The sequence below is a fragment of the Pseudomonas gregormendelii genome, assembly GCF_017114825.1.
Classification (GTDB): domain Bacteria; phylum Pseudomonadota; class Gammaproteobacteria; order Pseudomonadales; family Pseudomonadaceae; genus Aquipseudomonas; species Aquipseudomonas gregormendelii.
Map to the genome: position 1 here is coordinate 32,618 of NZ_JADEVO010000027.1, position 12,750 is coordinate 45,367.

A 12,750-nucleotide genomic window follows, 5' to 3' on the forward strand; every position below is an offset into this window, starting at 1 on the left:
TGGATTCTGTAAAATGGCGGCCATTTTACCCGAGGGCTCGTGGATCCGCCCAATTAATCACGACCCTTATCATCGAGGTGCCCAATGGCGCGTTCCAAGACAAGCCTTGGCTGGCTGAAAAGACATGTCAATGATCCCTATGTGAAGCAGGCGCAGAAGGATGGTTACCGCTCGCGTGCGAGCTACAAGCTTCTGGAAGTCCAGGAGAAATACAGGTTGATCCGTCCGGGTATGAGCGTTGTCGACCTGGGTGCGGCGCCCGGCGGCTGGTCGCAGGTCACCAGTCGGCTGATCGGCGGTCAGGGGCGTCTGATCGCTTCGGACATTCTGGAAATGGACAGTATTCCGGACGTGACTTTCATCCAGGGTGACTTCACCCAGGACGAAGTGCTCGCCCAGATCCTTGAAGCCGTGGGTAATTCGCAGGTGGACCTTGTGATTTCCGATATGGCCCCCAATATGAGTGGTACGCCTGAAGTAGACATGCCAAAAGCCATGTTTCTATGTGAACTGGCGCTTGATCTGGCGGCCCGGATACTCAAGCCGGGTGGTAATTTCGTGATCAAGGTGTTTCAGGGCGAAGGGTTTGATGCTTACGTGAAGGACGCTCGTCAGAAATTCGACAAGGTCCAGATGATCAAGCCGGACTCTTCCCGTGGCAGTTCCCGCGAGCAATACATGCTGGCTTGGGGCTATCGCCGTCCTGCCGAGTAAGGTTTTTTAGCGGGTCGATAGGATTTTCGTATTTCGCCCCGCGGGCAATAGCGAATATTGTGTAGAAAGTGTTTCACAAAGGGTTACAGACGGCGCCTGCCACCGCCGTTCGTAATGTAGTAAGTTAGGCCGGTGAATATCATGCGAAGCGCGCGCCATTAGCGGAGCTTGCTTCAGAGGGTAGTTAATTGAACGATATGGCAAAGAATCTGATCCTGTGGTTGATCATCGCGGCAGTCCTGGTGACGGTGATGAACAACTTCTCCAGCCCTAACGAGCCGCAGACCCTCAACTATTCCGACTTCATCCAGCAGGTCAAGGATGGCAAGGTCGAGCGCGTAGCCGTTGATGGTTATGTCATCACCGGCAAGCGCAGCGATGGCGACAGCTTCAAGACCATCCGTCCGGCAATCCAGGACAATGGTCTGATCGGTGACCTCGTGGATAACCACGTCGTTGTCGAGGGCAAGCAGCCTGAGCAGCAAAGCATCTGGACTCAACTCCTGGTGGCCAGCTTCCCGATCCTGGTGATCATCGCCGTGTTCATGTTCTTCATGCGCCAGATGCAGGGCGGTGCAGGGGGCAAGGGTGGGCCGATGAGCTTTGGCAAGAGCAAGGCACGCCTGCTCTCCGAAGATCAGGTCAAGACCACATTGGCTGACGTTGCCGGTTGCGACGAAGCCAAGGAAGAAGTTGGCGAGCTCGTCGAATTCCTCCGCGATCCGGGCAAGTTCCAGCGCCTGGGCGGTCGCATTCCTCGCGGCGTCCTGATGGTCGGTCCTCCGGGTACCGGTAAAACCTTGCTGGCCAAGGCGATTGCCGGCGAAGCCAAGGTGCCGTTCTTCACTATTTCCGGTTCCGACTTCGTCGAGATGTTCGTCGGCGTGGGTGCGAGCCGTGTTCGTGACATGTTCGAGCAGGCCAAAAAGCACGCGCCTTGCATCATCTTCATCGATGAAATCGACGCCGTCGGTCGCCACCGTGGCGCCGGCATGGGTGGCGGTCACGACGAGCGCGAACAGACTCTCAACCAGTTGCTGGTAGAGATGGACGGCTTCGAAATGAATGACGGCATCATCGTCATCGCCGCGACCAACCGTCCGGACGTACTGGACCCTGCGTTGCTGCGTCCGGGCCGTTTCGACCGTCAGGTTGTGGTCGGTCTGCCGGATATCCGTGGTCGCGAGCAGATTCTCAAGGTGCACATGCGCAAAGTGCCAATGGGTGACGATGTCGCTCCTGCGGTGATTGCCCGTGGTACCCCGGGTTTCTCCGGTGCCGACCTGGCCAACCTGGTGAACGAAGCGTCGCTGTTCGCTGCCCGTACCGGCAAGCGCGTCGTCGAAATGAAAGAATTCGAGCTGGCCAAGGACAAGATCATGATGGGCGCCGAGCGCAAATCCATGGTCATGTCGGAAAAAGAGAAGCAGAACACCGCTTATCACGAAGCCGGCCACGCCATTGTGGGTCGCGTAGTGCCTGAGCATGATCCGGTCTACAAGGTCTCCATCATCCCGCGCGGTCGTGCGCTGGGTGTGACCATGTTCCTGCCGGAAGAAGATCGCTACAGCCTGTCCAAGCGTGCGCTGATCAGCCAGATCTGCTCGCTCTACGGTGGCCGTATCGCTGAAGAGATGACCCTGGGCTTCGACGGTGTCACCACCGGCGCTTCCAACGACATCATGCGTGCCAGCCAGATTGCGCGGAACATGGTGACCAAGTGGGGCCTGTCGGAAAAACTCGGTCCGTTGATGTACGCCGAAGACGAGGGCGAAGTATTCCTCGGTCGTGGCGGCGGTGGTCAGAGTGCAAGCTTCTCCGGTGAGACAGCCAAGCTGATCGACTCCGAAGTGCGCAGCATCATTGACCAGTGCTACGGCACCGCCAAGCAGATCCTCACGGACAACCGCGACAAGCTTGATGCGATGGCCGATGCGCTGATGAAGTACGAGACGATCGATGCTGAGCAGATCGACGACATCATGGCGGGTCGTACTCCTCGCGAACCTCGCGACTGGTCGGGTGGTACAGGGACTTCCGGTACTCCTCCGGCAGTACAGGATCCGCGTCCGGAAACACCGATCGGCGGTCCTGCTGCTGACGTTTAAGGTTTGAAATGACTTCTGTTCAGTCCTCAACCCGGTTGCCTTGCGGCAACCGGGTTCTTGATTTGGCCCATACGCATGTCATGGGCATTCTCAATGTAACTCCCGACTCTTTCTCCGATGGTGGCCGATACAGCCAGCTCGATGCGGCCTTGCGCCATGCCGAAGCGATGGTGGCCGCCGGCGCGACCCTGATCGATGTCGGCGGTGAGTCGACCCGGCCGGGTGCCAGGGCGGTTTCTCCGCTGGAGGAGATCGAGCGCGTAGCGCCTATCGTCGAGCGCATCAGCCGCGAACTCGATGTGATCATCTCGGTGGATACCTCCACCCCGGCAGTCATGCGCGAAGCCGCGCGGCTGGGGGCCGGGTTGATCAATGATGTGCGCTCCCTGCGTCGTGAGGGTGCCCTGGATGCCGCGGCAGCCACCGGCTTGCCCGTGTGCCTGATGCATATGCTGGGCGAGCCTGGCGACATGCAGGATGATCCGCATTATCAGGACGTGACCAAAGAAGTCGGTGAGTTTCTCGCCGAGCGCATGGCCCAGTGTGCGCTGGCTGGAATTCCAGCCGAGCGGATCATCCTGGATCCGGGCTTCGGCTTCGCCAAAACCCTGCAGCACAATCTAAGCTTGTTCAGGCACATGGAAGCTTTGCATGCCCTGGGGCGCCCCCTGCTGGTCGGGGTTTCGCGCAAGAGCATGATTGGTCATGCGTTGAATCGCCCGGTCGGGGAGCGCCTGTATGGCGGCCTGGCACTGGCGGCACTGGCGTGCGCCAAGGGAGCGCGTATATTGCGCGTCCATGATGTAGCCGAAACAGTTGATGTAGTGCGGATGATTACCGCAGTTGAAACAGCCGAATAAGAGTGATGGAGCAACTTATGACTAAGAAATATTTTGGTACCGACGGCATTCGCGGTCGTGTCGGCGAATACCCTATTACCCCTGACTTCATGCTCAAGCTCGGCTGGGCGGCAGGCATGGCCTTTCGCAAGATGGGTGCATGCAAGGTACTGGTGGGCAAGGACACGCGCATTTCCGGATACATGTTTGAGTCGGCGCTGGAAGCTGGCCTGACGTCGGCCGGTGCCGATGTGATGCTGCTGGGGCCGATGCCGACGCCTGCCATTGCCTATCTGACCCGTACGTTCCATGCGCAAGCCGGGATCGTGATCAGTGCCTCGCACAATCCCCACGACGACAACGGCATCAAGTTCTTCTCCGGCAAGGGCACCAAGCTGCCGGATGAAGTCGAACTGATGATTGAAGAGCTGCTCGACACCCCGATGACCGTGGTTGAATCGAGCAAGATCGGCAAGGTTTCGCGCATCAACGATGCCTCGGGTCGTTACATTGAGTTCTGCAAGAGCAGCGTCCCGACCGGCACCAGCTTTACTGGCTTGAAGATCGTGCTCGACTGCGCCCACGGTGCCACCTACAAGGTGGCGCCGAGCGTATTCCGTGAACTGGGGGCTGAAGTCGTAGTGCTCTCCGCCCAGCCCAACGGCCTGAACATCAATGACAATTGCGGTTCGACCCACATGGGCCAGTTGCAGGCTGCCGTACTGGCCGAGCATGCGGACCTGGGTATCGCCTTTGATGGCGATGGCGACCGGGTGTTGATGGTCGATCACACCGGGGCCATCGTTGATGGCGACGAGTTGCTCTACATCATTGCCCGCGACCTGCATGAGCGCGACAAGCTGCAGGGCGGCGTGGTCGGTACCCTGATGAGTAACCTGGGGCTGGAACTGGCACTGGCTGAGCTGTCGATTCCTTTTGTGCGCGCCAATGTCGGCGACCGGTATGTGATTGCTGACCTGCTCGAGCGCAACTGGTTGGTGGGTGGCGAAAACTCCGGGCATATCGTGTGCTTCAGCCACACCACTACGGGCGATGCGATCATTGCGGCGCTGCAAGTGCTGATGGCGCTCAAGACTCGCGCCGAAGGCCTCGCCCAGGCGCGCCAGGCGCTGCGCAAGTGCCCTCAGGTGCTGATCAATGTGCGTTTTGGCGGCGGCGCCAACCCGCTTGAACATCCGGCAGTCAAGGAGGCCAGCCAGCGCGTTACTGACGCCATGGCGGGTCGTGGACGCGTGCTGTTGCGCAAGTCCGGTACCGAGCCGCTGGTGCGTGTCATGGTCGAAGGCGAGGACGAAACACAGGTTCGCGGCTACGCCGAAGAGCTGGCAAAGCTGGTTACTGAAGTTTCTGCCTGAATTCGGCTTGCCAGCCTTGATTGTGTTGGGTAACATCTGCGCCCACTTTGACCGACGAGGTACAGCATGCGTCGCCCTATGGTAGCTGGTAACTGGAAGATGCACGGTACCCGCGCCAGCGTCGCTGAGCTGATCAACGGCCTGGGTCAACTGGCCTTGCCAAGCGGTGTTGATGTAGCGGTATTCCCGCCTTGCCTGCATATCAATCAAGTGATTGATGGCTTGAAAGGCCTGCCGATCCAGGTCGGTGCGCAGAATGCTGCGGTGCAAGCCCAGCAAGGTGCGTTGACCGGTGAGATTGCGCCGAGTCAGTTGGTGGATGCAGGTTGTACCCTGGTTCTTGTTGGACACTCCGAGCGCCGCCAGATCATGGGTGAGCAGGACGGAACACTGATCCGCAAGTTTGCAGCGGCACAGGCATGTGGCTTGATTCCGGTGTTGTGTGTAGGGGAAACCCTCGAGCAGCGCGAAGCCGGAAAAACTCTTGAAGTGGTCGGGCGTCAGCTGGGCTGCATCATCGAGGATCTGGGTGTTGGTGTCTTTGCCCAGGCAGTCATTGCTTACGAGCCGGTCTGGGCCATTGGCACAGGGCTAACGGCTTCGCCGCAACAGGCGCAGGATGTGCATGCAGCCATCCGCGCTCAGTTGGCGGCAGAAAATTCTGAGGTCGCACAAGGTGTGCGGCTTCTATACGGCGGCAGCGTGAAGGCGGCCAATGCGGTCGAACTGTTCGGCATGCCGGATATCGATGGGGGGCTCATTGGTGGAGCTTCCCTGAATGCAGATGAGTTCGGTGCGATCATTCGCGCCGCGGGAAACTGAAAAAATGCTGGAAACAGTCGTAGTCGTTTTTCATCTGCTGGGTGCATTGGGCGTAGTTGCTCTGGTTTTGCTTCAGCAGGGTAAAGGTGCGGATGCTGGTGCGTCTTTCGGAGCAGGTGCTTCAAATACTGTGTTCGGAAGCCAAGGTTCCTCTACCTTTCTTAGTAAGTTTACTGCTATACTTGCCGCAGGTTTCTTCATAACCAGCTTAGGGTTAGGTTACTTTGCTAAAGAGAAAGCTCACCAGCTGACTCAAGTAGGTTTGCCAAATCCAGCAGTGTTGGAAGTGCCAAAGCAACAACCGGCTTCTGATGATGTTCCGGTGCTTCAAGAGCAAAAGTCGGCTACTCCAGCGACTGACGTGCCTCCAGCTCAAGAGCAGAAGTAAGAAGGGTTTCAAACGTAGTATTGCCGAGGTGGTGGAATTGGTAGACACGCAACCTTGAGGTGGTTGTGCCCATAGGGTGTAGGGGTTCGAGTCCCCTTCTCGGTACCAATTATCAGGAGAGCCCGCTGTTGCGGGCTTTCTTGTAGGTGGAAGGTTACATTGACCCTGGAAGGGATCGGTCGTATACTTCCGCCCCAGCTTTGTCGCGGGGTGGAGCAGTCTGGTAGCTCGTCGGGCTCATAACCCGAAGGTCGTCGGTTCAAATCCGGCCCCCGCAACCAGTTTAAAGAGCCCCTTTTAAGGGGCTTTTTGTTAGCTGGACACTTTCAACGCCGCTGTTCGACGGCGTTTCAAGGATGGGCGTTTCGCCCATTTTTTTATTTTGCACAGCATGCACATACATGCACGAGGGGGTTCAGGTGTCGAGCAAGCTAGAAGAGTTGCAGGCCTTGCTGGCCCCGGTGGTCGTGGCCCTAGGCTATGAATGCTGGGGTATTGAGTTTTCGGCTCAAGGTCGCCACTCAATGTTGCGCGTTTATATTGATAAAGAGGGCGGTGTGCTGGTGGACGACTGCGCCATTGTCAGCCGTCAGATCAGTGGTGTCCTGGACGTTGAAGATCCAATCGCCGTTGAATACACCCTCGAAGTTTCCTCGCCTGGCATGGAACGCCCGCTGTTCACTATTGAGCAGTTTGCAAAATTTGCCGGTGAACAAGTGAAGATCAAGCTGCGCTCGCCTTTTGAAGGACGACGCAACTTTCAGGGCCTTCTGCGCGGTGTAGAAGAGCAGGACGTCGTGGTGCAGGTAGAAGACCATGAGTTCCTGTTGCCGATCGATATGATCGACAAGGCCAACATTATTCCCAGTTTTGACTGAGACGCGGATCCCGCGGATCCAATGGCTTGCGAAAGGCGAGGCGTACGATGAGCAAAGAAGTACTGCTGGTTGTTGAGTCGGTATCCAATGAAAAGGGCGTACCGGCAAACGTAATTTTTGAAGCGCTGGAGCTGGCTCTGGCCACTGCTACCAAGAAGCGTTTCGAGGACGAAGTCGATCTGCGTGTGGAAATCAATCGCCACACCGGTGCCTATGAGACTTTCCGTCGCTGGACGGTAGTCGAAGAAGCGGACCTGGACGATCCGGCTATCGAAACCTGGCCAAGCAAGGTTGCTGAAACGCATCCTGGTGCTCAGGTCGGTGACGTAGTCGAAGAAAAGATCGAGTCCATCGAGTTCGGCCGTATCGCTGCACAGACCGCCAAGCAGGTCATTGTGCAAAAAGTTCGCGAAGCCGAGCGCGCTCAAGTCGTTGATGCTTATCGCGAGCGCCTGGGAGAAATCATCTCCGGCACCGTGAAGAAAGTGACCCGCGACAACGTGATCGTCGACCTGGGCAACAACGCAGAAGCGTTGCTGGCTCGTGAAGACATCATCTCCCGCGAAACTTTCCGGGTTGGCGTGCGCTTGCGTGCGCTGCTCAAGGAAATCCGCACCGAGAACCGCGGCCCGCAGTTGATCCTGTCGCGTACCGCGCCGGAAATGCTGATCGAGTTGTTCCGCATCGAAGTGCCGGAAATCGCTGAAGGCCTGATCGAAGTAATGGCTGCATCCCGTGACCCGGGTTCGCGTGCCAAGATCGCGGTCCGTTCCAAGGACAAACGCATCGACCCGCAGGGCGCTTGCATTGGTATGCGCGGTTCGCGCGTCCAGGCAGTGTCGGGCGAGTTGGGCGGCGAGCGTGTGGATATCGTCCTGTGGGACGACAACCCGGCTCAGTTCGTGATCAACGCCATGTCCCCGGCTGAGGTTGCGGCAATTATCGTTGACGAAGATGCCCATGCAATGGACATCGCCGTTGGCGCAGACAATCTGGCTCAGGCCATCGGTCGCGGAGGTCAGAACGTGCGTCTGGCCAGCCAGTTGACTGGCTGGACCCTGAACGTGATGACCGAATCGGACATCCAGGCTAAGCAGCAAGCAGAAACCGGCGACATCCTGCGCAACTTCATCGACGAGCTGGAAGTCGACGAAGACCTGGCACAGGTGCTGGTAGATGAAGGCTTCACCAGCCTGGAAGAGATTGCCTACGTACCGGTGGAGGAAATGCTCAACATCGATGGCTTTGACGAAGAAACCGTCAACGAGCTTCGCGCTCGTGCCAAGGATCGTTTGTTGACCAAAGCCATCGCTACTGAGGAAAAGCTGGCAGACGCCCATCCGGCCGAAGACCTGCTCTCGCTTGAGGGTATGGACAAGGATTTGGCGATGGAACTGGCGGTGCGCGGCGTAATTACCCGCGAAGACCTGGCCGAGCAGTCTATTGACGATCTGCTCGACATCGACGGCATTGACGATGATCGTGCCGGCAAGTTGATCATGGCCGCCCGAGCCCATTGGTTCGAGTAATTAGGCGCGGCCTGAGGAGAGAAGTGCATGACGCAAGTCACGGTGAAACAACTGGCCGATGAGGTCAAAACACCGGTAGAGCGCCTGTTGCAGCAGATGCGTGAGGCAGGTCTGCCGCACACCGCCGCCGAAGAACATGTGACTGACAGTGAGAAGCAATCTTTGCTGACTCACTTGAAAAGCAGCCACAAGGCGAAAGTGGAAGAACCACGTAAGATCACGCTGCAGCGTAAAACCACCAGCACCCTGCGTGTTGCTGGCAGCAAAAGCATCAGCGTTGAAGTACGCAAGAAGAAAGTTTTCGTACAACGCAGCCCGGAAGAAATCGAAGCCGAGCGCAAACGCGAACTGGATGAACGTCGCGCAGTAGATAATGCTGCTCGTCAGAAGGCTGAAGAAGAAACCAAGCGTCGCGCCGAAGAAGAAGCGCGTCGCCAGCCTGCGCAAACCGGTACCAACGACGCAGTCGCGGCTCCTGCTGCGGCCGCCGAACCTGTGCGTGAAAGCGCTCCGGTTGTGGCTGCTGCTCCAGCACCGTCTGCAGACGTTCGTAACAAGCAGAACGAACAGCGCCGTCCGGACAAACCACGTGCAGACGATAACAATCGTCGCAGCGGTGGTGGCGATGGCGAGCGCAAAAACGCTCCGCATCGTGCCTCGGTCAAAGAGAAAGCGCCTGCTCCACGGGTTGCTCCACGTACTACCGACGAAGAAAGCGATAGCTTCCGTCGTGGTGGTCGCGGCAAGGCCAAGCTGAAAAAACGCAACGCCCACGGTTTCCAGAGCCCAACCGGCCCTGTCGTGCGTGATGTGCAGATCGGCGAGACCATCACTGTTGGCGATCTCGCCAATCAGATGTCGGTCAAGGCTGCTGAAATCATCAAGTTCATGTTCAAACTGGGTACTCCAGCGACCATCAACCAGGTGCTTGATCAGGAAACTGCTCAGCTGGTAGCCGAAGAACTGGGCCACAAAGTGACCCTGGTCAGCGACACCGCCCTGGAAGATTCCCTGGCCGAGTCACTGAAGTTTGAAGGTGAGACGTTCTCCCGTGCGCCAGTTGTGACCGTAATGGGCCACGTTGACCATGGTAAGACTTCGCTGCTCGACTACATCCGTCGTGCCAAGGTAGCTGCTGGCGAAGCCGGCGGTATCACCCAGCACATCGGTGCGTACCACGTTGAAACCGAACGCGGCATGGTCACCTTCCTCGACACCCCGGGTCACGCCGCGTTTACCGCCATGCGTGCTCGTGGTGCCAAGGCGACTGACATCGTGATCCTGGTAGTTGCAGCGGACGACGGCGTGATGCCGCAGACCATTGAAGCTGTCCAGCACGCCAAGGCTGCCGGTGTTCCACTGGTGGTTGCAGTGAACAAGATCGACAAGCCGGGCGCTGATCTTGATCGCATCCGTAGCGAGCTGTCGGTTCACGGCGTGACTTCGGAAGAGTGGGGCGGCGACACCCCGTTCGTATCGGTTTCGGCGAAAGTCGGTACCGGCGTGGACGAGTTGCTCGAAGCTGTCCTGCTGCAAGCTGAAGTTCTTGAATTGAAAGCGACTCCGTCGGCTCCTGGCCGTGGCGTCGTGGTTGAATCGCGTCTCGACAAAGGTCGTGGCCCGGTTGCAACCGTTCTGGTTCAAGACGGTACCCTGCGCCAAGGCGACATGGTGCTGGTCGGTTCGAACTATGGCCGTGTACGTGCCATGCTCGACGAGAACGGCAAGCCAATCAAGGAAGCCGGTCCTTCCATCCCTGTCGAGATCCTCGGCCTGGACGGTACCCCGGACGCTGGCGACGAGATGAGCGTGCTGTCGGACGAGAAGAAAGCCCGTGAAGTGGCTCTGTTCCGTCAAGGCAAGTTCCGCGAAGTCAAACTGGCTCGCGCTCACGCCGGCAAGCTGGAAAACATCTTCGAAAACATGGGCCAGGCAGAGAAGAAGACGCTTAACATCGTCCTCAAATCCGACGTCCGTGGTTCGCTGGAAGCGTTGAACGGTGCCTTGAACGGCCTGGGTAACGACGAAGTGCAAGTGCGTGTTGTCGGTGGCGGTGTCGGTGGTATCACCGAGTCCGACGCCAACCTGGCACTGGCCTCCAACGCTGTACTGTTCGGCTTCAACGTGCGTGCCGATGCTGGCGCTCGCAAGATCGTCGAGCAGGAAGGTCTGGATATGCGTTACTACAACGTGATCTACGACATCATCGAAGACGTCAAGAAAGCCCTCACCGGTATGCTGGGCAGCGATGTTCGCGAGAACATCCTGGGTATCGCTGAAGTGCGTGACGTGTTCCGCTCGCCGAAGTTTGGCGCGATCGCCGGTTGCATGGTGCTCGAAGGTGTCGTTCACCGTAACCGTCCAATCCGTGTACTGCGTGAAGACATCGTTATCTTCGAAGGCGAGCTGGAATCCCTGCGCCGCTTCAAGGATGACGCTGCCGAAGTACGTGCCGGCATGGAATGCGGTATCGGCGTGAAGAGCTACAACGACGTCAAAGTCGGTGACAAGATCGAAGTCTTCGAGAAGGTTCAGGTTGCTCGCAGCCTCTAACTCGCGCACTTCAAGGGCCACGCCAGGCCGCCGCATGCAGATGCGCGGCCAGGTGTCAGGACTCTAAACGCAACGCCCGGTCTGGCTTCTGTCAGGCCGGGCGTTTGCCGCTTTCAGACCACACGGGTTTCACCGTGGGGCAGTAACAGGTAACAAGACATGGCAAAAGAATACAGCCGTACCCAACGTATCGGCGATCAGATGCAGCGTGAGCTGGCACAGCTGATCCGTCGTGAAGTCAAAGACCCGCGCGTCGGCCTGGTCACCATTACTGCTGTTGAAGTCAGCCGTGACGTCGGTCACGCCAAGATCTTCATCACCGTGATGGGCCAGGACAACGCCGAAGACATCGCGCAAAGCATCAAGGTGCTCAACTCCGCCGCAGGTTTCCTGCGCATGCAGCTGGCCCGTGAAATGAAACTGCGCAGCGTTCCGCAGCTGCACTTCCACTACGACGAAAGTGTCGTGCGTGGCGCGCACCTGTCGGCCCTGATCGAACGTGCGGTGGCTGAAGACAGTCAGCGCCCGGTAGCGGCTGAACCCGAAGACGCCAAGGAGTAATCGGTGGCTCAGGTCAAACGTATCCGTCGTAACGTCAGCGGCATCATCCTGCTCGACAAACCGCTGGGGTTCACCTCCAACGCGGCGTTGCAGAAGGTTCGCTGGTTGCTGAACGCCGAGAAGGCCGGTCACACCGGCAGTCTCGATCCGCTGGCCACCGGTGTATTGCCGTTGTGCTTCGGGGAGGCGACCAAGTTTTCGCAATACCTGCTCGATTCCGACAAGGCCTATGAAACCCTGGCGCAGCTGGGCAAGACCACCACCACGGCGGATGCCGAAGGTGAGGTTTTGCAGGAGCGCCCGGTGACCGTTGGTCGCGTCGATATCGAAGCGGCTTTGCCAAAATTCCGTGGGCAAATCAGTCAGATACCGCCTATGTACTCGGCGCTCAAGCGTGACGGGCAGCCGCTCTACAAGCTGGCTCGTGCAGGCGAAGTAGTGGAGCGCGAACCGCGTTCTGTTACTATTGCGCGCTTGGAATTGCTGGCCTTCGAAGGCGATACTGCGCGGCTGGCGGTGGATTGCAGCAAAGGCACCTATATTCGTACCCTCGTGGAGGATATCGGTGAGCAACTCGGTTGTGGCGCTTACGTTGCAGAATTGCGACGTACCCAGGCCGGGCCTTTCACTCTGGCGCAGACTGTCACGCTTGAAGAGCTGGAAGCGGTACATGCCGAGGGCGGTAACGAAGCGGTCGATCGCTTCCTGATGCCATCGGACAGCGGCCTGCTGGATTGGCCACTGCTGCAGTTTTCGGAGCACAGCTCGTTCTACTGGCTTAACGGCCAGCCGGTACGAGCCCCGGACGCGCCGAAGTTCGGCATGGTACGGGTACAGGATCACAATGGTCGCTTCATCGGAATCGGTGAAGTGAGCGAAGACGGGCGCATCGCGCCGCGTCGACTGATTCGGTCAGAATGACCGGACGAGGGTGGCTGTTAATAGGCACGGTCACTACTCATTTTTAGATACAGGGATTTGT

At 58.2% G+C, this 12,750-nt stretch carries 11 protein-coding genes and 2 tRNA genes; all 13 read left to right on the forward strand.

Going from position 1 to position 12,750, the window contains the following annotated elements; genetic code table 11:
- Window positions 1–84 precede the first annotated feature (84 nt).
- The 13 genes from rlmE to truB all read left to right on the forward strand — a co-directional run bounded on the left by rlmE (window position 85) and on the right by truB (window position 12,689).
- A complete protein-coding gene (gene rlmE, locus IMW75_RS18340) occupies window positions 85–714 on the forward strand; it encodes a 23S rRNA (uridine(2552)-2'-O)-methyltransferase RlmE (RefSeq protein WP_205893407.1) in 630 nt (209 codons plus the stop codon).
- Between the two features lie 197 nt (window positions 715–911).
- The gene (gene ftsH / locus IMW75_RS18345; protein ID WP_045060045.1) at window positions 912–2,822 is read left to right on the forward strand and encodes an ATP-dependent zinc metalloprotease FtsH; all 1,911 of its coding nucleotides are present in this window, start codon (window positions 912–914) and stop codon (window positions 2,820–2,822) included.
- 8 nt (window positions 2,823–2,830) lie between these two features.
- Window positions 2,831–3,682: a dihydropteroate synthase gene (folP, locus tag IMW75_RS18350; protein ID WP_045060044.1), complete on the forward strand. Its 852-nt coding sequence runs from the start codon at window positions 2,831–2,833 to the stop codon at window positions 3,680–3,682.
- A 17-nt stretch (window positions 3,683–3,699) separates the two neighbouring features.
- Window positions 3,700–5,037 carry a phosphoglucosamine mutase gene (gene glmM, locus IMW75_RS18355; RefSeq protein WP_045060043.1) on the forward strand — a complete coding sequence of 446 codons (1,338 nt, stop codon included), beginning with the start codon at window positions 3,700–3,702 and terminating at the stop codon, window positions 5,035–5,037.
- A gap of 66 nt (window positions 5,038–5,103) precedes the next feature.
- Window positions 5,104–5,859: a triose-phosphate isomerase gene (gene tpiA / locus IMW75_RS18360; RefSeq protein WP_205893408.1), complete on the forward strand. Its 756-nt coding sequence runs from the start codon at window positions 5,104–5,106 to the stop codon at window positions 5,857–5,859.
- Between the two features lie 4 nt (window positions 5,860–5,863).
- A complete protein-coding gene (secG, locus tag IMW75_RS18365) occupies window positions 5,864–6,247 on the forward strand; it encodes a preprotein translocase subunit SecG (RefSeq protein WP_017336473.1) in 384 nt (127 codons plus the stop codon).
- A gap of 22 nt (window positions 6,248–6,269) precedes the next feature.
- A tRNA-Leu gene (locus tag IMW75_RS18370) sits at window positions 6,270–6,355 on the forward strand.
- 96 nt (window positions 6,356–6,451) lie between these two features.
- Window positions 6,452–6,528, forward strand: a tRNA-Met gene (locus IMW75_RS18375).
- A 138-nt stretch (window positions 6,529–6,666) separates the two neighbouring features.
- Window positions 6,667–7,125 (forward strand): ribosome maturation factor RimP, encoded by a 459-nt coding sequence (gene rimP, locus IMW75_RS18380; RefSeq protein ID WP_010463487.1) that lies wholly within the window; start codon window positions 6,667–6,669, stop codon window positions 7,123–7,125.
- A gap of 47 nt (window positions 7,126–7,172) precedes the next feature.
- On the forward strand, window positions 7,173–8,654 hold the full coding sequence (gene nusA, locus IMW75_RS18385) for a transcription termination factor NusA (protein WP_045060041.1): 1,482 nt from the start codon (window positions 7,173–7,175) through the stop codon (window positions 8,652–8,654).
- A gap of 27 nt (window positions 8,655–8,681) precedes the next feature.
- On the forward strand, window positions 8,682–11,207 hold the full coding sequence (infB, locus tag IMW75_RS18390; RefSeq protein WP_205893409.1) for a translation initiation factor IF-2: 2,526 nt from the start codon (window positions 8,682–8,684) through the stop codon (window positions 11,205–11,207).
- 159 nt (window positions 11,208–11,366) lie between these two features.
- Complete coding sequence (gene rbfA, locus IMW75_RS18395; protein ID WP_045060039.1) at window positions 11,367–11,768, forward strand: 30S ribosome-binding factor RbfA; 402 nt, start codon at window positions 11,367–11,369, stop codon at window positions 11,766–11,768.
- Window positions 11,769–11,771: 3 nt separating this feature from the next.
- Complete coding sequence (gene truB, locus IMW75_RS18400; RefSeq protein ID WP_045060038.1) at window positions 11,772–12,689, forward strand: tRNA pseudouridine(55) synthase TruB; 918 nt, start codon at window positions 11,772–11,774, stop codon at window positions 12,687–12,689.
- The last annotated feature ends 61 nt before the right edge of the window (window positions 12,690–12,750 follow it).

Excerpts from the sequence above, each read along its gene's own strand:
- rlmE (WP_205893407.1), top strand. The coding sequence starts at position 85 with ATGGCGCGTTCCAAGACAAGCCTTGGCTGGCTGAAAAGACATGTCAAT.
- ftsH (WP_045060045.1), top strand. The coding sequence starts at position 912 with ATGGCAAAGAATCTGATCCTGTGGTTGATCATCGCGGCAGTCCTGGTG.
- folP (WP_045060044.1), top strand. The coding sequence starts at position 2,831 with ATGACTTCTGTTCAGTCCTCAACCCGGTTGCCTTGCGGCAACCGGGTT.
- glmM (WP_045060043.1), top strand. The coding sequence starts at position 3,700 with ATGACTAAGAAATATTTTGGTACCGACGGCATTCGCGGTCGTGTCGGC.
- tpiA (WP_205893408.1), top strand. The coding sequence starts at position 5,104 with ATGCGTCGCCCTATGGTAGCTGGTAACTGGAAGATGCACGGTACCCGC.
- secG (WP_017336473.1), top strand. The coding sequence starts at position 5,864 with ATGCTGGAAACAGTCGTAGTCGTTTTTCATCTGCTGGGTGCATTGGGC.
- nusA (WP_045060041.1), top strand. The coding sequence starts at position 7,173 with ATGAGCAAAGAAGTACTGCTGGTTGTTGAGTCGGTATCCAATGAAAAG.
- infB (WP_205893409.1), top strand. The coding sequence starts at position 8,682 with ATGACGCAAGTCACGGTGAAACAACTGGCCGATGAGGTCAAAACACCG.
- rbfA (WP_045060039.1), top strand. The coding sequence starts at position 11,367 with ATGGCAAAAGAATACAGCCGTACCCAACGTATCGGCGATCAGATGCAG.